Origin of the sequence: Paenibacillus sp. HWE-109, from assembly GCF_022163125.1 — a bacterium.
Taxonomy (GTDB): domain Bacteria; phylum Bacillota; class Bacilli; order Paenibacillales; family NBRC-103111; genus Paenibacillus_E.
This window is the reverse complement of the sequence record NZ_CP091881.1, coordinates 7,640,907-7,664,527: the sequence shown is the minus strand read 5'-3', so window position 1 is coordinate 7,664,527 and position 23,621 is coordinate 7,640,907. Positions and strand designations below refer to the sequence as shown.

The 23,621-nt window shown below is 48.5% G+C and carries 24 protein-coding genes and 1 tRNA gene; 2 read left to right on the top strand and 23 right to left on the bottom strand.

Going from position 1 to position 23,621, the window contains the following annotated elements:
- Positions 1 to 141: 141 nt before the first annotated feature.
- A tRNA-Arg gene (locus LOZ80_RS32970) sits at positions 142 to 213 on the top strand.
- Positions 214 to 414: 201 nt separating this feature from the next.
- Positions 415 to 996 (top strand): ATP-dependent Clp endopeptidase proteolytic subunit ClpP, encoded by a 582-nt coding sequence (gene clpP, locus LOZ80_RS32965; RefSeq protein ID WP_163953484.1) that lies wholly within the window; start codon positions 415 to 417, stop codon positions 994 to 996.
- Positions 997 to 1,088: 92 nt separating this feature from the next.
- Here the strand turns inward: clpP and LOZ80_RS32960 are convergent, their stop codons facing one another.
- The 23 genes from LOZ80_RS32960 to LOZ80_RS32850 all read right to left on the bottom strand — a co-directional run bounded on the left by LOZ80_RS32960 (position 1,089) and on the right by LOZ80_RS32850 (position 23,585).
- On the bottom strand, positions 1,089 to 1,238 hold the full coding sequence (locus tag LOZ80_RS32960; RefSeq protein WP_238168488.1) for a hypothetical protein: 150 nt from the start codon (positions 1,236 to 1,238) through the stop codon (positions 1,089 to 1,091).
- 247 nt (positions 1,239 to 1,485) lie between these two features.
- On the bottom strand, positions 1,486 to 3,255 hold the full coding sequence (locus LOZ80_RS32955; RefSeq protein WP_238168487.1) for a stalk domain-containing protein: 1,770 nt from the start codon (positions 3,253 to 3,255) through the stop codon (positions 1,486 to 1,488).
- 207 nt (positions 3,256 to 3,462) lie between these two features.
- Positions 3,463 to 3,732, bottom strand: a complete 270-nt coding sequence (locus tag LOZ80_RS32950; protein ID WP_028555561.1) for an HPr family phosphocarrier protein — start codon at positions 3,730 to 3,732, stop codon at positions 3,463 to 3,465.
- Positions 3,733 to 3,880: 148 nt separating this feature from the next.
- Complete coding sequence (whiA, locus tag LOZ80_RS32945; protein WP_238168486.1) at positions 3,881 to 4,813, bottom strand: DNA-binding protein WhiA; 933 nt, start codon at positions 4,811 to 4,813, stop codon at positions 3,881 to 3,883.
- 5 nt (positions 4,814 to 4,818) lie between these two features.
- Positions 4,819 to 5,802, bottom strand: a complete 984-nt coding sequence (locus LOZ80_RS32940; protein ID WP_189015413.1) for a gluconeogenesis factor YvcK family protein — start codon at positions 5,800 to 5,802, stop codon at positions 4,819 to 4,821.
- A 31-nt stretch (positions 5,803 to 5,833) separates the two neighbouring features.
- Positions 5,834 to 6,721, bottom strand: a complete 888-nt coding sequence (gene rapZ / locus LOZ80_RS32935) for an RNase adapter RapZ (protein ID WP_238168485.1) — start codon at positions 6,719 to 6,721, stop codon at positions 5,834 to 5,836.
- A 46-nt stretch (positions 6,722 to 6,767) separates the two neighbouring features.
- Positions 6,768 to 7,715, bottom strand: coding sequence for an ROK family glucokinase (locus LOZ80_RS32930; protein WP_238168484.1), 948 nt, complete (start codon positions 7,713 to 7,715; stop codon positions 6,768 to 6,770).
- A gap of 232 nt (positions 7,716 to 7,947) precedes the next feature.
- Positions 7,948 to 8,895: a thioredoxin-disulfide reductase gene (gene trxB, locus LOZ80_RS32925; RefSeq protein ID WP_173224095.1), complete on the bottom strand. Its 948-nt coding sequence runs from the start codon at positions 8,893 to 8,895 to the stop codon at positions 7,948 to 7,950.
- A 144-nt stretch (positions 8,896 to 9,039) separates the two neighbouring features.
- Complete coding sequence (locus tag LOZ80_RS32920) at positions 9,040 to 10,776, bottom strand: tetratricopeptide repeat protein (RefSeq protein ID WP_189015400.1); 1,737 nt, start codon at positions 10,774 to 10,776, stop codon at positions 9,040 to 9,042.
- Positions 10,777 to 11,012: 236 nt separating this feature from the next.
- The gene (locus tag LOZ80_RS32915; RefSeq protein ID WP_238168483.1) at positions 11,013 to 11,963 is read right to left on the bottom strand and encodes a ribose-phosphate diphosphokinase; all 951 of its coding nucleotides are present in this window, start codon (positions 11,961 to 11,963) and stop codon (positions 11,013 to 11,015) included.
- Positions 11,964 to 12,038: 75 nt separating this feature from the next.
- Positions 12,039 to 12,845: a histidinol-phosphatase HisJ gene (gene hisJ / locus LOZ80_RS32910; protein ID WP_238168482.1), complete on the bottom strand. Its 807-nt coding sequence runs from the start codon at positions 12,843 to 12,845 to the stop codon at positions 12,039 to 12,041.
- Positions 12,846 to 12,871: 26 nt separating this feature from the next.
- Positions 12,872 to 13,525 (bottom strand): bifunctional phosphoribosyl-AMP cyclohydrolase/phosphoribosyl-ATP diphosphatase HisIE, encoded by a 654-nt coding sequence (gene hisIE / locus LOZ80_RS32905; RefSeq protein ID WP_238168481.1) that lies wholly within the window; start codon positions 13,523 to 13,525, stop codon positions 12,872 to 12,874.
- On the bottom strand, positions 13,522 to 14,280 hold the full coding sequence (gene hisF, locus LOZ80_RS32900) for an imidazole glycerol phosphate synthase subunit HisF (protein ID WP_189015392.1): 759 nt from the start codon (positions 14,278 to 14,280) through the stop codon (positions 13,522 to 13,524). Before hisF ends, hisIE begins: the two co-directional genes overlap by 4 nt.
- A 245-nt stretch (positions 14,281 to 14,525) precedes the next feature.
- Positions 14,526 to 15,131: an imidazole glycerol phosphate synthase subunit HisH gene (gene hisH / locus LOZ80_RS32895; RefSeq protein ID WP_238168480.1), complete on the bottom strand. Its 606-nt coding sequence runs from the start codon at positions 15,129 to 15,131 to the stop codon at positions 14,526 to 14,528.
- Between the two features lie 2 nt (positions 15,132 to 15,133).
- Complete coding sequence (gene hisB, locus LOZ80_RS32890) at positions 15,134 to 15,742, bottom strand: imidazoleglycerol-phosphate dehydratase HisB (RefSeq protein ID WP_238168479.1); 609 nt, start codon at positions 15,740 to 15,742, stop codon at positions 15,134 to 15,136.
- Complete coding sequence (gene hisD, locus LOZ80_RS32885; protein WP_238173183.1) at positions 15,743 to 17,029, bottom strand: histidinol dehydrogenase; 1,287 nt, start codon at positions 17,027 to 17,029, stop codon at positions 15,743 to 15,745.
- Positions 17,030 to 17,099: 70 nt separating this feature from the next.
- Positions 17,100 to 17,735, bottom strand: a complete 636-nt coding sequence (hisG, locus tag LOZ80_RS32880) for an ATP phosphoribosyltransferase (protein ID WP_189015386.1) — start codon at positions 17,733 to 17,735, stop codon at positions 17,100 to 17,102.
- A gap of 37 nt (positions 17,736 to 17,772) precedes the next feature.
- Positions 17,773 to 18,981: an ATP phosphoribosyltransferase regulatory subunit gene (locus LOZ80_RS32875; RefSeq protein WP_238168478.1), complete on the bottom strand. Its 1,209-nt coding sequence runs from the start codon at positions 18,979 to 18,981 to the stop codon at positions 17,773 to 17,775.
- Between the two features lie 215 nt (positions 18,982 to 19,196).
- Entirely contained in the window at positions 19,197 to 19,691 is a 495-nt protein-coding gene (locus tag LOZ80_RS32870) for an acyltransferase (RefSeq protein WP_238168477.1), read from the bottom strand.
- Entirely contained in the window at positions 19,688 to 20,356 is a 669-nt protein-coding gene (gene ppaX / locus LOZ80_RS32865) for a pyrophosphatase PpaX (protein ID WP_238168476.1), read from the bottom strand. The genes LOZ80_RS32870 and ppaX overlap by 4 nt, the downstream gene beginning before the upstream one ends.
- Positions 20,334 to 21,311, bottom strand: coding sequence for a prolipoprotein diacylglyceryl transferase (gene lgt, locus LOZ80_RS32860; protein WP_238168475.1), 978 nt, complete (start codon positions 21,309 to 21,311; stop codon positions 20,334 to 20,336). The genes ppaX and lgt overlap by 23 nt, the downstream gene beginning before the upstream one ends.
- 35 nt (positions 21,312 to 21,346) lie before the next feature.
- Positions 21,347 to 22,288, bottom strand: a complete 942-nt coding sequence (gene hprK, locus LOZ80_RS32855; RefSeq protein ID WP_189015376.1) for an HPr(Ser) kinase/phosphatase — start codon at positions 22,286 to 22,288, stop codon at positions 21,347 to 21,349.
- Positions 22,289 to 22,454: 166 nt separating this feature from the next.
- Positions 22,455 to 23,585, bottom strand: a complete 1,131-nt coding sequence (locus LOZ80_RS32850) for an ABC transporter ATP-binding protein (RefSeq protein ID WP_079416319.1) — start codon at positions 23,583 to 23,585, stop codon at positions 22,455 to 22,457.
- Positions 23,586 to 23,621 lie beyond the last annotated feature (36 nt).

Here is a 23,621-nt window from a genome sequence, read left to right as displayed (position 1 = left end):
CATTTTTATTATAACCAATTCTAACTGAATATTCAACATTTGTTCAAACATTTTCAGTAAAAAAGACTGAAAGGGCTTACTGTCTTGCTTTTTATGGAAGTCTGACATATAATAACCCTTGCTTCACTTTTTTGCAGATATGCGCCCGTGGTCCAATGGATATGACGTAGGCCTCCGAAGCCTGAGATAAAGGTTCGATTCCTTTCGGGCGCGTCCATAAGAAACACCCTGAATCAGTTCTCGAACTGATTTTTTTTATTCTTAGTTTGACCTTTCTTGACCTTCAGAGGTTTTTTCGTTATCATACTTGTAGATACTGTAAATAGTATGTACCCCGGAGAACAATTTCATCAGTCTCTGATTGAACTGGCTCCACACATTAAACCAAGTACCCACCCCAAGGAGGTCATTCTCATGAGTTTTATCCCTATGGTAGTCGAACAGGACGCGCGCGGTGAAAGAGGATATGACATCTACTCTCGCTTGCTGAAGGACCGCATCATTTTCTTAGGCACGGGTGTCAACGATGTTGTGGCGAACTCCATCATTGCTCAATTACTTTTCTTGGCCGCCCAAGATCCTGATAAAGATATCTCGCTTTACATCAACAGCCCCGGCGGATCCATCACAGCCGGTATGGCGATCTTCGACACGATGCAGTTCATCAAACCAGACGTATCCACGATCTGCGTTGGTATGGCTGCTTCCATGGGCGCATTCCTGCTGACGGCAGGCGCCAAAGGCAAGCGCTACGCGCTGCCGAACAGCGAAGTCATGATTCACCAACCGCTCGGCGGTGCTGAGGGTCAAGCCTCCGACATCGAAATCCGCGCGAAGCGCATTTTGAAAATGCGTGACAACCTGAACACAATCTTGGCAGAGCGCACAGGGCAAACGTTCGAGCGCATCGAAAAAGATACGGACCGCGACAATTTCATGAGCGCTGCTGAAGCAGCCGCATATGGACTCATTGATAAAGTGATCGAGCGCGTCTAATCGCAACAATAAAAGCCAGCCTGCATGGACACTCAGCCGAGTGCCGCGCGGCTGGTTTTTTTATTGGCTGGAAAACAACTTTTAACGCCCTCTTACACACCTCTGTGCTTCGCGTCCGGGTCTAAGCCACCAAAACCAGCGAATAGGCCAAGAACTCGGGCATCTTCGCTGACTTTAAGAGTGAATTTCAGCGTTAAGTCCAGCTTCCCGCTCATTCCACCCACTTTAACGTTGAAAAACATCCTTAACTCCACCCACGCGTCCCAAACTCGGCATATACGATGACTTTAAGAGTGAATTTCAGTGTTAACTCCAGCTTCCCGCTCATTCCGCCCACTTTAACGTTGAAAAACATCCTTAACTCCGCAGCCAAGCCCTCGTCCGTCATCCCACACCAAAAGAGCCCCTCGAGCCTCCATCCAATGAATTTCATTGAAAACAGGAGATCTCAAGAGGCTCTAACTCTTACTAACTCTTACTAACTCTTACTTACTTCTTCTCATCCAACGGATAGAAAATCAAATCAATCGGGAAGGCCGAACCCGCAGGAGGCGTGAACTCGATGTCGAGCGCATCTTCCGTTCCCGTCGTCCGAGCTAGCACTTCCATCCCGTCAAAGGCGGTAATGACGCCGGAGTACGGCACTGGAATGATCTCGCCGTTAATCTTGAACGGGCCTTTGAACACGCCGCCTTTGGCCATAATCATCACAGCCATTTTGCGCGGCTTATCTGCATGGATTTTGTAGACCACGCCGTAGTTGCCGCCGTTTTCTACATTCTGCTTGCGCATTACGTCATATCCCTTGACGAACGGATCGGTTTTATTGTCTCCTATCGTCAAGACGGACGTTTTGGTGAAGCTGGTCGCGTCAATATCCCATTTGAGCTCAGAGATGGGGAATGTCCCGCGCACATGCCCTGTGAAGCCTAGAAGCGGCAAATCCTGCGCTGTCGTCGGGGTCAATCTTTGATCGGTTACACCAAACGAGATTTGCAGCTCGCCGTCTGTTTCCACATCATAGAACAAGTTCACACCTTGCCCAGGATAGAAGTCAGGCAGCTTGGCGTAGATATAGGTATCATGCGGAGGTACCGTCAACTGTTCCGTGTACACATTTTCAAGAAGGAAATCGACAGAAGCCTCGCTGCCAATCAAGTTGGCATAGACGGAAGGGTAAACCTCACCTTTGTTCGTCGTCTTAATCGTCACTGGTTTGTCCGTGTTGTTCGTTGCGAAAATGGCCATCGTCATCTTCTGTTTCGTGCCATTGATGTGATCGGCGTACAATCTCGCCTTCCCATTAATGTTATCTCGGTACAAAATACCGCGCTCCGTGAACTCTTCCGGACTATCACTCACGAGCAGAGTACGCCCAGGAACTTCAGTCACTTTCTTAGGCAGTGGAAGCATTTGATTGAAATGCGCCCAAATGGTTCCCCAGTCGGACTTGATAAATCCGCCAACTGGCTTCGTGTAGATCGGGTATTCCACTTCAGTGAGGTAAGTCTCATCCACAACAGTGACGTAACTTTTGAACAATTTGCTCACATGTCCATGACCGTCTTTCACCGTCAACGTAACGGGATATTTCCCAGCTTTGAAGAACACGTCCTGTTTTCCCGTCCATTCGTACGAGGCAATCCCCTCTGCATCCGGATCATAGCTCAAATCCAGATATTTCACAGGCTCTCCAAGGCGGTATGTCGGCTTCGCAGTCGCGAATTTAGCCACAGGTCGGGAATTGCTATCCTGGTCGATATAGATGCCCTCAGGATTCTTGAAGTGCACAATTTCCACACGGCGAAGTTCACTGTTATACGTATATTTAGCGCCCATATAATCAGCCAACCAAGTCAATTTCACCAGAAGCTTGCCATTCACAATCGCTGCAACGGAGTTGAAAGGCGTATCTACGCCGTTCGTCGTTACGGTCTTATGATCGGCATCCAAGACGATGTTGTAGCCCGGAGGCGTCATCTGGATCGTTCTGGAGGCGTCGTTCCACTCGACAGTGAACCCCATGGTATCTCCGAGGAATTTAGCAGGCACGTACGTGCTGCCATTAATGATCGTAGAAGGAGAATCCAAATGAATTTGCTCTTGATTCACAAAAGCTTCAGCCTTATCAATATAAAGTAGGATAAAGGACGCTCCTGCCGATACCGCTTGGGCAGCAGGTGCCGCTACAGCACTAGCAAGAAACACGAAAAACGCGAGTAGGGCGATAATCTCTTTCTTTAATGCATGGAATTTCATTCTCTCTCTGGCTCCTTTGGGGATTATTGCGAAAACGTCAGGAATGGCAAATAGCCCTTTCCTTCATTGACCACGTTCATTAGACGCAGGCAATAGAAAAAGGTTGCTAATTCCCCTAGATGTTAACAAAATTGACACTTAGAAAGTATCCAGCATGCTAACTTATCACTTGCAAAAAAGCCTCCTCGAAAGGAAGCTTTTGAAGGATTATTGGTTTTCCAATTCTTCTTTGCTGACTAATGTGACTAAAGCGTTTACAGCCTGCTCTGCGTCCGAACCTTCTGCACTTATGAAGACTTCGGTCCCTGTGCTGATCGCAAGACTCATAATTCCCATGATGCTCTTGGCATTCACTTTCTTTTCATCTTTCTCAACAAAGATCTCGGATGAAAACTTATTCGCCTCTTGAACAAACAATGCCGCAGGTCTGGCATGAAGTCCTGTTCTCAACTTCACAACGACTGGACGTCTGGACATGGAACTAATTCCCCCTAGTGTGGAGCTTATATGAATTACTTTTGATAACAGCGTTATACCTTATGTTTTAACATTATAGCATTTTTCCCCGAAGTACACTAGAAAAAATGCGAAAAACTTATGGATGTGTGACAGAAGTGCTTCTTATCTACGAATTTCGCTGTTTTTCAGCCAATTCGTCAATTTTTCGCAGCCGATGGTTAACCCCGGATTTGCTTACACTGCCTTTCAGCATGTCGCCTACCTCTTTGAGATTCAGATCGGGATGCTGCAGTCTAATTTCGGCAACTTCGCGCAGCTTCTCAGGCAGGCTATCCAGGCCGACTTCTCTCTGGAGAAGTCGGATATTCTCAATCTGTCTGACCGCCGCGCCGATCGTCTTGTTCAAGTTCGCTGTTTCACAGTTGACGATCCGATTCACAGAGTTCCGCATATCTTTCATAATCCGCACATCTTCAAAACGCAATAATGCTTGATGCGCGCCTATGATGCTTAGAAACTCAATAATTTTCTCGCCTTCTTTGATGTACAAAACAAACCCTTTTTTACGTTCGATGAAACGCGCGTTCAAATCGAATTTGTTCGCTAGCTGCGTTAGCGCTTTGCAATGCTCCTCATAAATCGAGGCGATTTCCAAATGATAGGAAGAGCCTTCCGGATTATTCACGGAGCCTCCCGCCATGAAAGCGCCACGGAGATACGCACGCTTGCAGCAGTTGCCGCGGATGATCTCTTTATTAATTCCGGTTGTGAAAATAAATCCTTCGGAAACAATTTTGAGATCACTTAGCAGTTCCTGCACCTGCCCGGGTACTCGAACAATGTAAACATTGTTTTTCTTCAGACGCATTTTCTTACGCACAAGTAATTCCGTGTGCAATTTGTACGCCTTTTTGATGAGCGAGTAGATCCGTCGGGCTATCGCCGCATTTTCCGTGGAAATATCGAGAACAACACGTTGGTTCGTTAACTGAACCGAGCCATTCATACGAATCAAGGCTGACAGTTCGGCTTTTTCACAACATGCTTCCGATTCCGTTATTAGGGTTAACTCTTTTTTGGTTGTTGCCGCAAAGGACACGAGACTCACTTCTTCCTTAACATCCAGCTTTCGACGAGCTGATAAATATGGTCACTCAATTTCTCGGCATCATGACGAAGGTAGGTGCGAAATAACACGAGCCGATCAGCAATAACACGGTACCCTCTTTTGGTGACTTCATCCAGGTCCAAATGAACCGCTTTCGAACCCTTCTCGGCATATTTGGCCTGGACTTGCGGAGGAATTTCCCCATTATTCACAATGACATAATCAAATAAATGCTGGTGCAGGTGATCATAAATCGCATCCAGGTGATCACTGACGGAATAATCATCGGTTTCCCCTGGTTGTGTCATGACATTGCAGATGAACAGTTTAACGGCTTTCGACTTCACAATCTCATCTACAATCCCGGGAACAAGCAAATTCGGCAGCAGGCTGGTGTATAAGCTGCCAGGGCCGCACAGGATAGCATCGGCTTCCCGAATGGCCTGAACAGCTTCAGCAAGCGGAGTCACATTCGTAGGCTCAATGAATACCCGCTTGATGCGTCCATCCGCTTTGGGAATCTTCGACTCCCCTTCGACCAAGGTTCCATCCTCCATGATCGCTTTCAGCACAATGGCCTGATTCGATGCCGGAAGTACACGGCCACGAACCGCGAAGACACGGTTCATCTCTTGCACGGCTGTAACAAAATCACCCGTTATATCCGTAAGTGCCGCTAAGATTAGATTCCCCAAACTATGCCCAGCTAATCCAGTTCCTACTTGAAATCGATACTGCAAAATCAGAGAAAGCAGGGGCTCGACATCGGCAAGAGCTGTCAAGACGTTACGAATATCGCCTGGTGGCGGCATTTGCATCTCACTTCGGAGAATGCCGGAGCTCCCTCCATCGTCAGCTACCGTGACAATCGCTGTAATATCAACCGGTTTCTCCTTCAAACCTCTAAGCATAACCGAAAGACCTGTTCCGCCACCTATAACGACGATTCGGGGAGTGCGTTGTGATTTCACAAATTCCATACTTCTTTCACCCTCTTCATCGTAAGACCGCTTAGACGCGATCCCGTTCAGCATCTCGATGACTTAACCGCACCGTTTCCGTTTCACTGTTCCCCATGACTTTACCGAGATATTCGGTAATGGCCACGGATCTGTGCTTACCGCCTGTGCAGCCAATTCCTACAACAACCTGGCTCTTGCCCTCTTTCTTGTACTGAGGCATCAAGAAATTCAGCATATCGAGCAGTTTGGTCAGGAATTCTTGTGTCTCTGTCCACTTCATCACGTAGTCATACACATCGGGATCTTGGCCTGTCTGTGGGCGAAGCTGCTCCACATAGTGAGGGTTCGGAAGGAAGCGAACATCGAAGATGAGATCAGCATCAATAGGCACACCATACTTGAACCCGAAGGAGATTACATTTATAGATATGCGGTTCGTTTCCAAATTGGTAAACCGGGAAATAATTCTTTCTTTGAGCTGCACCGGCTTGAGCGTGCTTGTGTCGATAACCTGAGTGGCTAAGCCCTTCAGCTCTTCCAGCAGCTTACGCTCAAGGCCTATCCCTTCCAACGGCGCTCCATCAGGTGCGAGCGGATGACGACGCCGGCTTTCTTTGTAACGCTGAACGAGCGTCGCATCGGTGGCGTCAAGGAACAGAATTTCATAACTAAGCGTATAATTCTCTTGAATATAACGAAGCGACTCCTGAAGTGCCGTGAAAAATTCACGCCCCCGCAAATCAATCACCAGTGCGACTTTGCCGATTTTCCCCATCGACTGCTCGATTAACTCTGCAAACTTAGGAATAAGCACAGGCGGCAGATTGTCGACACAGAAGAATCCGAGATCCTCCAGGCTTTGTACGGCAATTGTCTTTCCAGCACCCGACATTCCTGTAATAATGACCAGTTTCGCTAAAGGGTGGTTTTCTTCCATGAGTGACACCTTCCTTTGGAGTGAAGCTATACCTCAATCTAGACGTCTATCGTAAATTTAAACCAGCAGCGCCAACAACACCTGCATCATTGCCGAGTGTTGCAGCAACGATCTCAACACCTTCTGCCGCTGTTTCCGGTGTATATTTCTTAAATGTTTCGCGAATCGGTTGGAACAGAATCTCGCCAGCTTTGGATACACCGCCACCGATAATGAATCTCTTCGGATTCACAATAACAGCCATCGCTGCCATGGAACGACCCAAATAATATGCTGCGCGATTGACAATGCGCAAAGATACTTCGTCTCCGCTTTTCGCAGCATCGAACACGTGTTTGGCCTCGATTTTCTCATGAAGGGAAAGTGTCGTTCTTTCGCCGCGTTCCACAGCTTCATTCGCCATGCGAACGATACCTGTTGCAGAGGAAACGGTTTCCAGGCAGCCCATTTGGCCGCACCCACATTGAATAGCTTCAATATCAGGCACGATAGACATATGCCCAAGCTCGCCAGCCATACCCGCAGAACCTTGATAAATCTTGCCATTGATAATGATTCCGCCGCCAACGCCCGTTCCAAGCGTATAACATACAACATTCGGAATTCCCGCTCCAGCCCCAGCCCAAGCTTCGCCTAAAGCAGCAACATTGGCGTCATTATCGATTTTCACCGTTTTACCAAGGAGAGCTTCCAACGTTTTCTTCGCTGGCACATTGCGCCATTGCAAATTAGGGGAGAATTTGACGAAACCTTCCGGAATATCCATGAATCCAGCAAGACCTGCGCCAATACCCGCTACTTGCTCCCACTCATAGGAAGATTCTTCGACAATTTGCTTCACATATTGCGCGATCCGTTCCAGTACAAACTCAGCACCATTTTCCGCACCTGTTGGTCCTTCAAGCGTATGCAGCAATTTCCCCTGCTCGTCGCAAAGACCGACTTTAATATTGGTACCGCCTAAATCTACACCGATATAAATCTGGTTTGACATTGCAAAGTCACCTCATGAATAATCATAAAATTTTCGGATAATTTCCGGGGTCCCCGCAAAGTAATCGGATTATGCTTCGAAGGCTATGCGTCACTTTGCGGGGTTTACCTATGCTCCTGTTCCCACTATAAGTCAAGCCTGTAAACTGGTCAAGATTCAACTATTGCCCCAATGAAAAGAGAAAACGTGGAAAGCTTAGCCTCCCACGTTTGCTGTAACGACACTGGTCTTCTTACAGCGTTTGGCTCCAATCGTGCACGATGCTGCCTTCAAGGAACTTCTCTGCTTCCAAAGCGGCCGCACAACCACTGCCTGCTGCCGTGATGGCTTGGCGATATTTGGTATCTTGCACGTCTCCACAAGCGAATACGCCTGGGATGTTCGTTTCTGTTGTACCTGGTTTAACTACAATGTAGCCATGCTCATCAGTATCGATTTGGCCACCGAGGAACTTCGTGTTAGGCGTATGCCCGATTGCTACGAAGATACCGTCTGTTTCGATGATTTCTTCTTCACCGGTCACATTATTCGTCACTTTCAGACCGGTTACCCCTTTTTCACCTGCAATGACTTCAAGCGGCGTATTGTTCAGGGCCCATTTCACTTTCTCGTTGCCGCGAGCACGGTCCTGCATGATCTTGGAAGCACGAAGCTCATCACGACGGTGAACTAATCGAACTTCAGAAGCAAAACGAGTCAAGAAGTTCGCTTCTTCCATCGCGGAGTCTCCACCGCCAACAACGATAATCTTTTTGCCGCGGAAGAAGAAACCATCACACGTTGCGCATGTACTAACGCCGCGTCCGATATTTTCTCTTTCGTTCGTAATGCCAAGCAAACGTGCAGAAGCACCAGTGGAGATGATCAGCGTTTCGGTTTCAATCTCTCCTAAACCTTCAACCTGCAGCTTGAACGGACGGTTCGTCAGCTCAACCGAGTTGACCCATCCGGTTTTGAACTCGGCGCCGAAGCGCTCTGCTTGCTTGCGCATGTTCTCCATCAGTTCAGGTCCCATGATTCCTTCAGGAAACCCTGGGAAGTTCTCTACTTCGGTAGTAGTGGTCAATTGACCGCCTGGCTCTGGTCCTTCAATAACGAGCGGGCTCAGGTTGGCACGCGCTAAATAAATGGCTGCTGTTAGACCGGATGGTCCTGTTCCTACGACGACTGATTTGTACAAATGGTTTCCCTCCTAGGGTGCTTTCCTCAAGAAAGCTATCTTTGTCATTCCTATTATGCTTCTTACTTGCGCTCGCGAGCAGTCATACTGCCGCTAAATTTATGTATGAAAGCCGGGTTTTGCAATAGAACACAACCCCAGCTATCAAATGCTCGTAAATTTATTGAATATCGCTTCCATTTTCTCACGCAAACCGCAGGTGTCATCGATTAGCTTAACATTGCGGCTTACGGTGGAAACCGTCACGCCATAACGGGTAGACACTTCTTGATAAGAGATCGCCCGGCGGTGCATTTTGGCAATCAAATATTCCAACGCCGCTGCCCAACCCTCGGATTTATTAATCTTAGGCACTGTCGGGTAGATCTTCGTTAGAAATTCAACCCAAAGAATTTCCAAGTCGTATTGTTGAACCATGTCATAGCGCTTATGCATATGTGAGAGTGCTGTTTCCATCACACTCTGCCATTTGGCATCCCAAACAGGCAAATGAGGCGAATAAGGCGAAGCTTCTACCATAATTTCTTCATTTTCTAAATAGGCAGGAATCGACTCGCGAATTCCCATGCTGCGAAGCACGAAAATCGCTACCTTTTTCAAATAATCGTCCTCTTGCCGATCCAGAATGAAGTCCTGCAAAGCGTCCCTCACTTCATTGTCAGCAATCAAGCCAAAGGCTTGAATCACTTGCAGCTTCGTCTCGATATCGCCATGACGCAAAGCCCAGAAGAAAGAGGATCGCACGAGGGGATCTTTCTTCAATTGGTCCGGTATCCCTTGTGTCGACTTCTCCAGCACGCGGAACTGCTCCTCGAATGGCAGATGGTAGTGATAACTCCACGTTAATGAACCCTCTACCTTATCGCGAGTACGCAGCTGTTCCAAATAGAACTTGGATATTTCTGCGCCCGGATCCAGCTTCTGCACTTGCTTCCAGTAACGGTAAGCTTCGTCAAACCGCCCAATATGGCAGGCTGCCACTGCCGCGTAATGATAAAGACAAGGATCCGACGCGCCGTCTCCTGCTTTCAGAAGTCGTTTAAACAAGTGATACGCCTTCTCATGCTCCGATAGAATCCCCATCGTAGTCGCCAACTTGAACACATGGTCCTGCTGAAATGGAAACGTCTTGCGCAAGAGATCGGTTAATTCGGCAAGTTCTTTCTTATTGCCAAAATGCTGGTGGAAAATCGCCATATTGCATAAAGCATGCAGATTTCCGGCATCGATCTCAAGCACACCGCGAATCGTTTCCATCGCTTTCTCAAATTGCCCCATGTAATAATAAGCAAGGGCCAAGTTGTTTCTGGCGGCTGTAAATTCAGGCTGAGTCTTCACCAGCTTCTCCAGCTGCCTGACGGCTTCGGCGAATTTCCCCTCTTCGAGAAGAGCGCGGGCCTTATCATGCTCGAAGAGCCCTTCTCGACTCTTGATGCTAGTGAGAGGGGCGGGGCGTTCAAGCTCGTAGCTCAGCATTTCCATCATTTCTTCGGATTCTTCCATGAATTGACCTGTAGGGTCATTCTCTAGATACCGAACTAATGCCTGTTCTGCCTGCTCGAAATTTTCCATGTTCGCATAGTTGTTTGCCATATAAAAGTGACATTCCGTCATCTCGGGATCAATGGTTTCAAGGATCTGCTGCAAAATTTGATTCGACTCGTCGTAATTACCCATTTCCGAGAGAACTCCCGCGAGATTGCAGTGATTCACAGGATTATCCTGCTCATACTCTGCCGCCCGCCGGAAATATTTCAGTGCCTTATCATAATGAAACCGATCCAAAGATTGAACCGCTCTCTCGAAAAAGAATGCGGCATCCATGTTAATCGAAATAACTTTTGGCTTTGGTGCTTCGGACACACGCTTAATCTTTTCCATAGCAAGACACCTCCGGCAATTTGATTACACTCAAATTATACCATAGATCGCTTGGAAGCCAAAAACATTATCCGAAGGTAAGATCTGGACTAAGGTTGGACGAAATCCGAGGAACGAGGAACGGAGCGTAGGTGAGCCTACGTGAGTACCGCAGTTCCCGGATTTCGTTCAAGATTCGACGCCGAGCCGCCCCTTGATTACTCTTCGTTTTCAAAGCCGATTTTTTAAGTTTCCTTTTACACGCCGCCGTATTTGAAGAGGGAGGATAGGGAACCACCGTCATTAATAATACGGATCGCATCCGACAACAACGGAGCCACAGAAAGCACATTGAATTTATCCGAATGCCCTTCCGGAATCGCGATGGAGTCGGTAATGATAACTTCCTTAATGTTCGGGTGATCCAAACGCTGCAAGGCAGGACCTGAGAAAACAGGATGCGTCGCACAGATATATACGTCGTGAGCTCCTCTTTCCTTCAAGCTCTCTACAACATTGACAATCGTTGTCCCCGTATCGATGAGATCCTCGATAATGATCGGCGTACGGCCCACAACATCACCAATTACATGAGTAATCACGGACTCGTTGTGTTCAGGACGTTTTTTGATCATCATAGCGAATGGCGCATCCAGGATGTTAGCCATTTTCTCAGCGGTAGTGGCACGGCCTGCATCCGGAGATACGATGATCGGGTTCGGCAGGTTTTTCTTTTTGATGCAATCACTGATCACGTCCAGCGCAGTCAGGTGATCCACCGGAATATTGAAGAAGCCTTGAATCGCAGGCGCATGCAGGTCAATCGTAACAACACGAGTAGCACCGGCAGCACTGAATAAGTCAGCTACTAATTTAGCAGAAATCGGCTCACGCGGAGCAGCTTTACGTTCTTGACGAGAGTAACCATAGTAAGGGATGACAAGGTTGATCGTTCTTGCAGAAGCTCTTTTTGCCGCATCCATCATGACCAAAAGTTCCATCATATGTTCATTAATCGGATGGGAAAAGGTTTGTACCAGGAATACGTCACAGTTACGAATTGTTTCTTCGTAAAGGCAGTAGATTTCTCCGCTTTTAAAACGGGATAGTTTGATTTGTCCAAGCGGCTGGCCGAGCTCTTTACAAATACGTTCCGCAAGCTTCGGATTCGAAGATCCGGAAAAAATTTTAACATTGTCGCTTTGCATGGTTAATGGTTACCTCCGAAGGTTCATTAAATAGATTGTTCACGCCCTACTCATTATACATGAAAGGTGTCGAATTTAAAAAGTCACAAGTTGTCGTTTTCGTGCTTGAAATGTGGCTATTTCGTTAAATCCGATCATTTTCAACAGGTCTCTAGCCTCATCCAAATACTGGGCAAGTCGTTCTGGTTGATGGGCATCTGAACCTATGGTGAGCGGGATTCCCACCTTATGGCAATATTCCAGCATTCGGCGGCTCGGAAACATCTCTTTGCACGGCATCCGCAAGCCGGATGCATTAAGCTCGATGGCAAGGCCGCACTCTTTGACCGTATCCAATGCCGCCTTCTCCAGTTCCCACGGATCACGGTCCGGCGTGTAGCCGAAGCGTTTGATCACATCGATATGACCGATATAGTCATAGAGTCCCGTTCGCACTGCTTTCTTCACGGCATCATAGTACTGGGTATACACTTCGTAGATATCTTTGCCATCCCAACCTGCGGTCTGCCTGAAATCGGAAATATCCCACTCACCCAGAAAGTGCACCGAACCAATGACATAATCCCACGGATACGCCTTGATAATAGCGGCAATTTCCGACTCGTAACCTTCGATATAGTCACCCTCTAAGCCAACGCGGATATCAATCTGGTCCTTGTACTTTTCTTTGAGATGCAGGCACTCCTCGACATAGCGGGGCAGTTCCTCCATCGGCATAGCCATCTCCGGCCAATATTCCTGCGGATTCACATGCAAAAGCGGCATATGATCCGAAAGCCCCAATTGGACCAGCCCGATCTCGATGCCGCGTTTGACGTAAGCCTCCAGTTCCCCGGAAGCGTGACCGCAGCGCACATGATGTGTATGATAATCAATCAACATCGTGAATTCACTCCAGGTCGTTTTATTTATTTTTTGACATGCCGATTGGCTAACTCTTTCATAATATCGTCCAATGGCAATTTATTATTGCGAAGCAGAACCATCAAGTGGAAAATAAGATCGCTGGCTTCATAGCGAAGCTCGTCATTGTCTTTATTTTTGGCTGCGATAATGACTTCGGCGGTTTCTTCTCCGACCTTTTTAAGAATCTTATCGACACCTTTTTCGAACAGGTAGGTTGTATAAGCACCCTCTGGGCGCTCGGCGTCACGGGAAGCGATAACGGCTTCGAGTTCGCCAAGAATTGCGAAACGGTTGCCCTCTGCGGCAGACACGGCTTCCTGAGCGGCCCCCTCCACAGGGACGTTTTCTGTGAAACAAGTATACGTGCCGTTGTGGCAGGCAGGTCCCACTTGTTCTACAAGAACAAGCAGCGTATCGCCATCACAGTCGTAGCGCAGTGATTTCACTTTTTGCGTGTGACCGGAAGTTGCCCCCTTGTTCCAAAGCTCCTCGCGGGAACGGCTCCAGAACCACGTGTCCCCCGTTTGAATCGTGCGCTGCAAAGACTCGCCGTTCATATAAGCCAGCATAAGCACTTCTTTACTAACAGCATCCTGCACGATAGCAGGTACAAGTCCGTGTGCATCAAATTTGATTTGATCAATTGAAAATGTCATCGGATTTCAACCCCTTTAGCTTTAAGGTCATCTTTGACCCCTTGAATCGTTAACTCTTTATAGTGAAAAATGGTGGCGGCCAGTCCTGCATCCGCTTTGCCCTCTGTAAAAACATCATAGAAGTGCTCCGCTTTACCCGCTCCGCCTGAAGCAATGACAGGAATCGTCAGCAGCTCAGACACTGCTCGTGTCAGCTTCAGATCAAAACCGTCCTTCGTACCATCTGCGTCCATACTGGTAAGGAGAATCTCGCCTGCGCCCAGCTCCTCCATCCGTTTCGCCCACTCCAGCGTCTTGATGCCTGTGGCATTGCGACCGCCGTGCGTGAACACTTCCCACTCGCCCCACTCGCTGTTAAACTTGGCATCAATAGCAACGACTATACACTGGGAACCGAACTTGCGCGCTCCATCAGATACGAGCTGAGGGTTGCGGACCGCCGCCGTGTTAATCCCGATCTTATCCGCTCCGGCACGCAGCAATCGTTTCATATCGTCCACGCTGGAGATACCGCCGCCCACGGTGAAGGGAATCGTAATCTCTCCCGCAGTTTGACGAACGACTTCAACCATCGTAGCCCGGCCTTCTACGGATGCCGAAATATCGAGGAAGACAAGCTCATCCGCGCCTTCTTTATCATAAATCGCTGCCAGCTCCACCGGATCGCCCGCATCGCGCAAATTCACGAAATTCACGCCTTTGACCACACGACCATCCTTGACGTCTAGGCAAGGGATAATTCTTTTGGCTAACATGAGGGGCACCTCCTTTTCTTAAGAGCTTGTAGCCTATCGTGCGAACAGCCATAAGAGTCCCTAAAGACTTCTATTGGCATAAAATCAACCCAATTGCTCCATTTAGGAGTCTCCAAAGACTTCTATCTTTCCAAAATCAACTCAATTCCCGCAATCCCGCGCCAATAAGAGCCCCCAAAGACTTCTATCCGCTGCCGAACCCTGCAATCCAGCCAATTAAGAGACCCTAAAGCCTCCTATTTCGGCTACTTGCACATAGCTAGAAAATTGTTCAACAGTTGCATCCCAATATCCCCGCTTTTTTCGGGGTGAAACTGCATGCCGTATACGTTATCACGGCCTACAATTGCCGTCACAGGCTGGTAGTAATCTGTCACCGCCAACAGATCGCTTTCGCGCTCCGGCTTCGCATGGTAGGAGTGCACGAAATACACATGCCCTTCTTCGATGCCTTGGAAAATGGGGCTTCCACTCTGCTTGTAGCTGAGTCGATTCCACCCCATATGCGGAACCTTGTAATCTCCGCGGAAACGAACGACTGAACCTGGCAAGAGGCCAAGCCCCTCATGGTTTCCATGCTCCTCGCTGCTGGCGAACAACAGCTGCATCCCAAGGCAAATGCCGAGCAGCGGCTTCCCAGACTCCGCATAGCGCCGAACAACGCCGTCTAGTTCCGACTCACGCAATTGCTCCATCGCATCGCCGAAAGCCCCTACACCGGGCAGGATAGCTCCTTCAGCGGCGAGGATCTGCTCTGCATCCCCAGTCACAACAGCTTCGTAACCAAGACGCTCCACCGCTTTGCTGACGCTATGCAAATTGCCCATTCCATAATCAATAATGGCGATCATGCTTACAGCACTCCCTTCGTCGAAGGAACCCCCTGCACGCGAGGATCAATCGATGTCGCTTCATCCAAAGCACGGCCTAAAGCTTTAAATAAGGCTTCTACCATGTGATGCGTGTTCTGCCCATAATGCACGATAACATGAAGTGTAATGCGGGCTTCCAGCGCCAGCTTCCACAAGAACTCTTGAACCAGCTGCGTATCGAAGCTGCCAACATTCTGTGAAGGATACTGCGCACGATATTCAAAATGCGGACGGTTGCTAATATCAATGACGACTTGCGCAAGCGCCTCGTCCATAGGAACAAATACGCTGGCATAGCGTTTAATTCCGCGTTTGTCACCAAGCGCTTCTCGAAGCGTCTGGCCTAAACAAATCCCGATATCCTCTACCGTGTGATGATCATCAATCTCGATGTCGCCTTTGGCGTCGACATTCAGATTGAATTGCCCATGCTTCGTGAACAAATCGAGCATATGATTGAGGAAAGGCACATCCGTTTGAAGCTCTGAAATCCCTGTTCCATCTACCTCAAACTTCAGGGCAATGTCGGTTTCATTCGTTTTGCGGGCTACACTCGCGGAGCGAGTCAAAGCTTTATCCTGTTCAGCCATCTACTTCAACTTCCCTTCCTTCTTGAGTCTTACTTCCACCGCTCTCGCGTGACCTTCCAGCCCTTCATTGCGGGCAAGTGTCATGATCATATCGCCATTCGCGAGCAGCGCTTCCTTGCTATAGTGAATAACGCTTGATTTTTTGAGGAAATCATCCACATTCAGTGGAGATGAGAAACGTGCCGTGCCGTTCGTCGGCAGCACGTGATTAGGTCCGGCGAAATAATCGCCGACGGGTTCTGTACTATAGGCGCCAAGGAAAATAGCGCCAGCATTCTCGATGCGCGGCAGCAGGTTGAAAGGCTCCTGCACCAGCAGCTCGCAATGCTCCGGTGCCAAGCGATTGACGACGTCCACGCCCTCGTCGAGACTATCGACCAAGAGGATCGCTCCTTTGGTCGCAGTGGACACCGCTGCGATGGCTTTCTTCGGCAGCACATCCAGCTGCCGCCATAGCTCCAGCCGAACCGATTCGGCCAGCTCTTGCGACGGTGTCACCAGAATCGCCGGTGACATCTCGTCATGCTCGGCTTGCGCCAGCAGATCAGCCGCGATGTATTCAGGATCGGCGTGCTCATCTGCCAGCACGACGATGTCGGTAGGCCCGGCGATCATGTCGATATCGACGACGCCAAACACGAAGCGCTTCGCCAGCGCGACGTAGATGTTGCCCGGTCCGACGATCTTATCGACCGGCGGTATGGACTGCGTCCCGTAGGCCAGCGCGGCTACCGCCTGCGCCCCGCCTACGCGGTAGATCTCTTTCACACCCGCTTCGGCTGCTGCCACGAGAATATGCGGGTTGATGCCCGCTTCGCCCGCGGTGGCCGGAGGCGTCACCATCGCGATCTCCGGCACCCCCGCAACGATCGCGGGGATGGCGTTCATGAGCACGGAGGAAGGGTAAGCCGCCTTCCCTCCGGGCACGTACAATCCGACCCGCTTCAGCGGTCGGATGATTTGGCCCAGCAGGCTGCCGTTCGCCTGCAGGTCCATCCACGACGTGCGTTTCTGTTTCTCATGAAACGCACGAATATTCGCGGCGGCTTGACGCAGCGCCGCCAGGAACTCGGCGTCCACCTGCGCGTACGCCGCCTGGATTTCCTCGTCGCTGACGCGAAGCTCAGCGATCTCGACGTTGTCGAACTGCTGCGCCATGCGTATCAGCGCAGCATCTCCGTCCTGGCGCACCTCATCGATGATGCGGCGGACGGTCTCATTTTGCTCCGGTGAACCATATTCGACCTCGCGGTTCAACTGAAATTCCGAGGCGGGAAGTATCCGCATCTCCATCATCCTCTCTTGATCTTGCTCCACTTAATCTTGCACTTGGTCTTGTACTTGATCTTCCGTCCATCTATACCTTAGTCACAGGCAGCACTGCCTGAAGCATATCACACAACCGCTGAATGGAATCATTCTTCATGCGGTAACTTACACGATTCGCAATCAAGCGACTCGTAATTTGGAAAATCTCCTCTTGCTCAACAAGTCCATTCTCCTTGAGCGTTTGACCCGTTTCAACCATATCCACGATACGATCAGCAAGTCCGATAAGCGGCGCAAGCTCGATGGAACCGTTCAGCTTAATCACTTCAACCTGCTGACCCTGCTCGCGGAAATATTGGGAAGCAACATTCGGATATTTCGTCGCAACTCGCGGATTGATCACTTGCTTCCAATCCGGCAAACCGATGACTGACATCCGGCAGCGGGCGATCCCCAAATCCAGAAGCTCATACACGTTGCGATTTTCTTCCATGAGCACGTCTTTACCCACGACCCCGATATCCGCTACACCGTACTCCACATATGTTGGAACATCTACGGGCTTGGCAAGAATGAATTCCATTCTAGCCTCAGGCACTGGAATAATTAATCGGCGCCCTTCTTCCAAATCCTCAGGTATCGCCAAACCTGCCTGATGAAAAAGCTTTGCTGCTTGTTTATAAATACGGCCTTTCGGCATCGCTACTTTAAGAATATCATCCACCGTTCCAACCTCCTTCACCAACCGTTAGTTCAACTGCTTAATCGATCAACTTGATAACATCCTGATACACCGTTCCGCGAAGCTCGTAGTCACCGTCTTCCTTCTCCGAAAAATCCTTGGACCAAGCTTCCTGATCGCTCACCAGCTGCGTAATCACGGTAACCTCTTGCTCGCTAGCCCGCATCGCCTTCGCCAATTGCAGCGCTTCTTCCCGATGATCGATATCATAGGCAATCAGTACACGACTTGGCGCTTCTACGGTCTCTTTGCCTGTCACTTCAAGAATGCGATTCGTCTTGAGCGCGAAGCCTGTTGCCGGCGCCGGACGTCCGAATTGAGCCAACAGATTATCGTATCTGCCGCCGCTGCACACCGGGAAACCAAGATCAGCTGCATACCCCTCGAACGTCATACCTGTATAGTAGGAGAAATCTCCAATCATCGTTAAATCAATGACCACATGTTCGCTTACCCCGTAAGCTTTGAGCACATCCCATACTTCGCATAGATGTCGAATGGCATCTTGCGCGATCGGATGCTGCGAAACCATACGAGCTTGCTCACAGATTTCATCGCCGCCCCTGAGCCGCAATACTCCGTTAAGTTCACGATCTACCTCTGGCGTAAGCGCCAGGGACTTAATCGCTTCCCGGTATCCAACGTAATCGCGACTTAACAAATGCTCCTTGAGCATAAGCTGTGCATCGCTGCGACCCTCCAGCGTTTCTTGGAACAAACCATTAAGGAAACCTACGTGTCCCAATGCGATTTTGAACGTGTTCACACCTGCTGCCTGCAGAGAAGCAATCGCGAGCGCCACGACTTCCGCATCCGCTTCCGATGAAGCATCGCCAACAAGCTCAACGCCCGTTTGGAAGAACTCCGAATCACGGCCTGCTTCCTCTTCAATCGCGCGAAAAACATTCGAATGGTAAGATAATCGCAATGGGAACGCATGTTCCTTAAGCAGAGATGAAGCTACACGCGCAATCGGAGCCGTCAGCTCCGAACGTAGAACAAGCGTCTTTCCTTTGCGATCCAGCAGTTTGAACAGCTTTTTATCTTCTGTGGAGCTTGCCACTCCAACGGTATCATAATATTCAAGTGTAGGCGTGATAATCTGGTTGTACCCCCAGCGTTCCATACAAGCCAGTACACGGTATTCAATATTGCGCAGCTTCGTCACTGCATCGGGCAAGTAATCCTTGACCCCTAACGGTTTTTCAAATACTTTTGGCTTCGACACCGTCTCACCTCAACATCTAGGAATACATTCTCATTTCCTGATTCAATTTACTTTAATGCGGTAACGTGCTACCATACTACCAAAATAAAGAATGTACGGCTATTTTATCACGTAACCCTGGGACCGTCAATTGTCACTTTGCGTATCCTAGCCTGTTTTTTACGGCTCTACATGCGCAAAGAAAAAGAGCTGCACCTGCGAGTAGCGCACAACTCTTATTGGTCCTTATGTCCTTCTCTTATCGTCTGCAGGGGGTTCCCTGCCACAAAACTATAGGGTGCCACATCTTTATGGACGACAGAACCCGCTCCTATGACCGCGTAGTCCCCAATCGTTACACCGGGTAGAATTGTTGTATTGGCGCCTACCATCACGTGTGATCCAATATGCACATCACCGAGTCTGTACTCATGGGTTAAATATTCATGAGCCAGAATCGTTGTGTTATAGCCGATAATCGTGTTGGTTCCAATATGAATCTTTTCCGGGAAAAAGACATCCACCATCACCATTAACGCAAAAGCGGTATGTTCCCCAACCGTCATACCCAAAATATGACGATAGATCCAATTCTTCATCCGCAGGGAGGGCGAATACCGTGTAATTTGGATAAAAACAAAATTCCGGATCGCCTTCCACTTACTGACGGTGTGATAGATTTGCCATAAGGCATTGGGGCCGTCTACCGGATACTTGTCCGTTTGTCTCAACCAGCATTCACATCCGACGTGAGTCCCACGATTGGAAGCAGGTCAAACATATCATCAATGAGGTAATCAGGGTTGTAGCCTTCCAGATACGAGCGGCCTTTCCATGACCAGGTGACACCGACAGCGGTGACTCCCGCATTCTGGGCGGCTTCGATATCATAATGACTGTCTCCCACCATGATCGCTTGATCAGGGGAGCTGCCTAATTCTTTTAACGCTGCCAAAATACCTTCTGGATGCGGCTTTGCCTCTTTTACATCTTCCACGGTTACAATCGTAGAGATGAAAGTGTCCAATCCACATAACTTTAGCCCCATCAAGGTTGTTTGACGAATTTTGCTGGTTACGATGCCAATTTTGATGCCATTCGCATGAAGCTTTTCCATCACGGTATGTACATTGGGAAACTCTTTAACCAGCTCATCGTGCTTCGATAAGTTGAAGGTTCTGTATTTCTTAATGAGAGCATCCACTTGCGTCTTCTCTGTTCGTCCAGTAAAAAACTCCATTTGCTCCACGAGCGGACGGCCCATATTCGGAATAATCAATTCCCTGCTCAGCGGTTCCGGCGTTTCACCTTCCAAGCTATGCAAGAAGGATTGCACAATCAACTCATTTGTATCTACAATCGTGCCATCCAGGTCAAACAGTACGGTTTGAATCATAATTTGCTCCTTTATCCTCTACATCTTGATCTTTGATCGCTTGATTGTTCTCCCCGGCTTTCGTTGATACAATCGGATCCGAGTAACGCACGTTAGCGTAGCCTTTTTTCCTTCTCACGATAATGACTACCGCCAAAACAACTACAATCAGAAGTGCTAACAGCTGTGAGAATCTCACATTTCCACCATACGTCAGAACCCCTGGCTGGAAAACAAGTGTCATCGGTGACCATAATGTATCCATCAGCGACGCCAACCATGTTGGACCTGTGATGTCCAGACTATCGGTCCGCACACCCTCGATGAAAAAACGGCCAATCGAATACCAGATGAAATAACCGAAGAAGAGCTCGCCAGCACGCAGGAACGGTCTCCGGCGCAGCCATAGCAGCACGAGCAGCCCAAGAATATTCCATACAGACTCATATAGAAATGCAGGGTGATAGAACGTACCCTCAATGTTCATTTGATTTACGATAAAATTCGGGAGGTGCAGCGTATCTCGCAGAAAAGATTCCGTGACCGGCCCGCCATGCGCCTCTTGGTTCATGAAATTGCCCCAACGCCCAATGGCTTGGCCTACAATCAACCCTGGCGCGCAGATATCGGCGATCCGCAAGAACGAATATCCTTTCGCACGCATGTAGAAAAAAGTCCCGATAATCGCGCCGATTAAGGCTCCGTATATCGCAATTCCACCATGCCAAATCATAAATATCTCAGCTAGATTATTCTTATAATCGTCCCATTGAAAGGCTACATAATAAATTCGCGCTCCAATAATGGCGGAGGGGACGCCGATTAATAGTAAATCCATAAAGAAATCAGGCACGATACGGAATCGTTTGCCTTCCCGGATTGCTAACATCAAGCCAATCAGCGCTGCTGTACCTAAAATAATTCCATACCATCGGACATGTATCGGTCCAAGGGAAAACGCAACACTCTCGAGCATAGTTTCACTCCTTCATATAGTTGATATACCGACTATCAATCGAAATCTTCGAAATTTTCATTCAGTGATTCGGTCAGTTTATTCGTAAACTGCAGCGCCGCGTTATAGCCCATATGTTTCAAACGATAGTTCATCGCGGCCACCTCCACGATAACGGCCAAGTTTCGGCCTGGTCGAACCGGGATCGTCACGAGAGGCAAATCCGTATCAATGATTCGAGTCAACTCTTCATCCAGGCCTAATCGGTCATATTGTTTGTCTTGCTGCCAATTCTCCAGCTTCACCACGACCGAAATTTTCTTCACATTCCGAATAGCCCCTGCTCCGAACAACGTCATCACATTGATGATACCGACTCCGCGGATCTCAAGCAAATGACGAATGAGCTCAGGCGCGTTGCCCGTCAATACTTTATCGCCATTCTGACGAATTTCTACCGCATCATCGGCAATAAGGCGATGGCCCCTTTTAACAAGTTCAAGTGCCGTCTCGCTCTTGCCGATACCGCTGCTTCCCGTAATCAGCATCCCAATGCCGTATACATCGACCAGTACGCCATGAATGGTCGTACTAGGTGCTAGTTTATTCTCAAGGAATCCTGTGAGTCGACTTGCGAAGATCGTTGTCGACATCTGACTGCGAAGCACGGGAAGATCCCGCTTTGTTGCTTCTTCGAGCAGTTCAACAGGCACATCCAGTCCTCGTGTCACAATGATGCACGGTGTTTCTTCCGCTGAGCACAGCTGTTCCACGCGATTGCGCCGAACACCCGTTGTTAACATTTCCATGAAGGTAATTTCCGTCTTCCCTAGCATCTGGATACGTTCTCTTGGATGGTAATTGAAATACCCTGCCATCTCAAGACCAGGGCGGTACAGATCTCCGGTTGTTATCGGACGTTTCAGTCCAGATTCACCTGCAAGAACCTCCATATGGAGTTGTGCCACCATTTCGGAAACCTTCACTTTTTTGGCCATCGTCCTATCTCCTCCGAGTTTCGCCTATGCATAACGTGCTTCATCTGCTTATATTCATTTCTTTCCAATACTTTCATCGTAATGGAATACCTAAGTGAAATCAACTATCGTCTTCGAGATACAAACAAAAAGGCCAGCCGATAACGGCTGGCCTTTCTAATTAAACCTACAGGTTTGGATTAACCAGGATGGATAATGTAGTATCTTTATCGAAGAAATGAACTTTGTTCATGTCCAAAGCCAATTTCACGTTTGTGCCTTCTTTGATTCCGGAACGACCGTCAACACGTGCGATTACTGTGTTAGCGCCGATACCATTCAGGTACAAGTACATTTCGTGACCCAAGTTCTCAGTCAACTCAACGTTAACGTTGAATACTGTGTTCGGGGATGCTTCCAAGAATACAGGCTCTTCGTGGATATCTTCTGGACGAACTCCCAGAATCACTTCTTTACCAACGAAACCTTTGTCTTTCAACACTTGTGCTTTGCCAGCTGGAACTTCAACGTTAACAGATCCTGCTTTGAAGAAGATTCCGCTTCCTTCTTGGGACAAAGTACCTGTCATGAAGTTCATGGATGGGGATCCGATGAAGCCCGCAACGAAGATATTCACTGGGAAGTTGTAGATTTCTTCTGGTGTAGCTGCTTGTTGAATAATACCTTTGTCCATAACAACGATACGATCGCCCATTGTCATAGCTTCGATTTGGTCATGCGTTACATAGATTGTCGTAACACCAAGACGTTTTGTCAATTTTGTAATTTCCGCACGCATTTGTACACGAAGTTTCGCATCCAAGTTGGAAAGCGGCTCATCCATCAAGAAGACTTGTGGCTCACGAACAATCGCACGACCCAAGGCAACACGTTGACGTTGACCACCGGAAAGAGCTTTTGGCTTACGATCCAGCAAGTGAACGATATCTAGAATTTTCGCTGCTTCGCGAACGCGAGCATCGATATCAGCTTTTTTGAATTTACGAAGTTTCAAACCGAATGCCATGTTTTGATAAACAGTCATATGCGGATAAAGGGCATAGGATTGGAATACCATCGCGATATCGCGATCTTTTGGAGCGACATCATTAACAAGGCGGTCTCCGATGTACAATTCACCTTCAGTAATTTCCTCTAATCCTGCGATCATACGAAGAGTTGTGGATTTTCCGCAACCGGATGCTCCAACCAATACGACGAACTCTTTATCTTCAACTTCAAGATGGAAATCTTTAACTGTAGATTCTTCTGCACCAGAATATCTTTTAACGATATGATTTAAACGTACGCCTGCCATGGTTTCATTCCCCCTACGATTTATCGATTAATGACT

Excerpts from the sequence above, each read along its gene's own strand:
- ppaX (WP_238168476.1), bottom strand. The coding sequence starts at position 20,356 with ATGATTCAAACCGTACTGTTTGACCTGGATGGCACGATTGTAGATACA.
- hprK (WP_189015376.1), bottom strand. The coding sequence starts at position 22,288 with ATGGCCAAAAAAGTGAAGGTTTCCGAAATGGTGGCACAACTCCATATG.
- rapZ (WP_238168485.1), bottom strand. The coding sequence starts at position 6,721 with ATGGAAGAAAACCACCCTTTAGCGAAACTGGTCATTATTACAGGAATG.
- hisB (WP_238168479.1), bottom strand. The coding sequence starts at position 15,742 with ATGGCTGAACAGGATAAAGCTTTGACTCGCTCCGCGAGTGTAGCCCGC.
- LOZ80_RS32920 (WP_189015400.1), bottom strand. The coding sequence starts at position 10,776 with ATGGAAAAGATTAAGCGTGTGTCCGAAGCACCAAAGCCAAAAGTTATT.
- hisJ (WP_238168482.1), bottom strand. The coding sequence starts at position 12,845 with ATGTTGATTGATTATCATACACATCATGTGCGCTGCGGTCACGCTTCC.
- hisD (WP_238173183.1), bottom strand. The coding sequence starts at position 17,029 with ATGCGGATACTTCCCGCCTCGGAATTTCAGTTGAACCGCGAGGTCGAA.
- LOZ80_RS32955 (WP_238168487.1), bottom strand. The coding sequence starts at position 3,255 with ATGAAATTCCATGCATTAAAGAAAGAGATTATCGCCCTACTCGCGTTT.
- hisIE (WP_238168481.1), bottom strand. The coding sequence starts at position 13,525 with ATGACATTTTCAATTGATCAAATCAAATTTGATGCACACGGACTTGTA.
- hisH (WP_238168480.1), bottom strand. The coding sequence starts at position 15,131 with ATGATCGCCATTATTGATTATGGAATGGGCAATTTGCATAGCGTCAGC.
- LOZ80_RS32960 (WP_238168488.1), bottom strand. The coding sequence starts at position 1,238 with ATGTTTTTCAACGTTAAAGTGGGTGGAATGAGCGGGAAGCTGGACTTA.
- hisF (WP_189015392.1), bottom strand. The coding sequence starts at position 14,280 with ATGTTAGCCAAAAGAATTATCCCTTGCCTAGACGTCAAGGATGGTCGT.
- LOZ80_RS32930 (WP_238168484.1), bottom strand. The coding sequence starts at position 7,715 with ATGTCAAACCAGATTTATATCGGTGTAGATTTAGGCGGTACCAATATT.
- clpP (WP_163953484.1), top strand. The coding sequence starts at position 415 with ATGAGTTTTATCCCTATGGTAGTCGAACAGGACGCGCGCGGTGAAAGA.
- LOZ80_RS32940 (WP_189015413.1), bottom strand. The coding sequence starts at position 5,802 with ATGGAATTTGTGAAATCACAACGCACTCCCCGAATCGTCGTTATAGGT.
- LOZ80_RS32950 (WP_028555561.1), bottom strand. The coding sequence starts at position 3,732 with ATGTCCAGACGTCCAGTCGTTGTGAAGTTGAGAACAGGACTTCATGCC.
- lgt (WP_238168475.1), bottom strand. The coding sequence starts at position 21,311 with ATGCTCGAGAGTGTTGCGTTTTCCCTTGGACCGATACATGTCCGATGG.
- LOZ80_RS32915 (WP_238168483.1), bottom strand. The coding sequence starts at position 11,963 with ATGCAAAGCGACAATGTTAAAATTTTTTCCGGATCTTCGAATCCGAAG.
- LOZ80_RS32850 (WP_079416319.1), bottom strand. The coding sequence starts at position 23,585 with ATGGCAGGCGTACGTTTAAATCATATCGTTAAAAGATATTCTGGTGCA.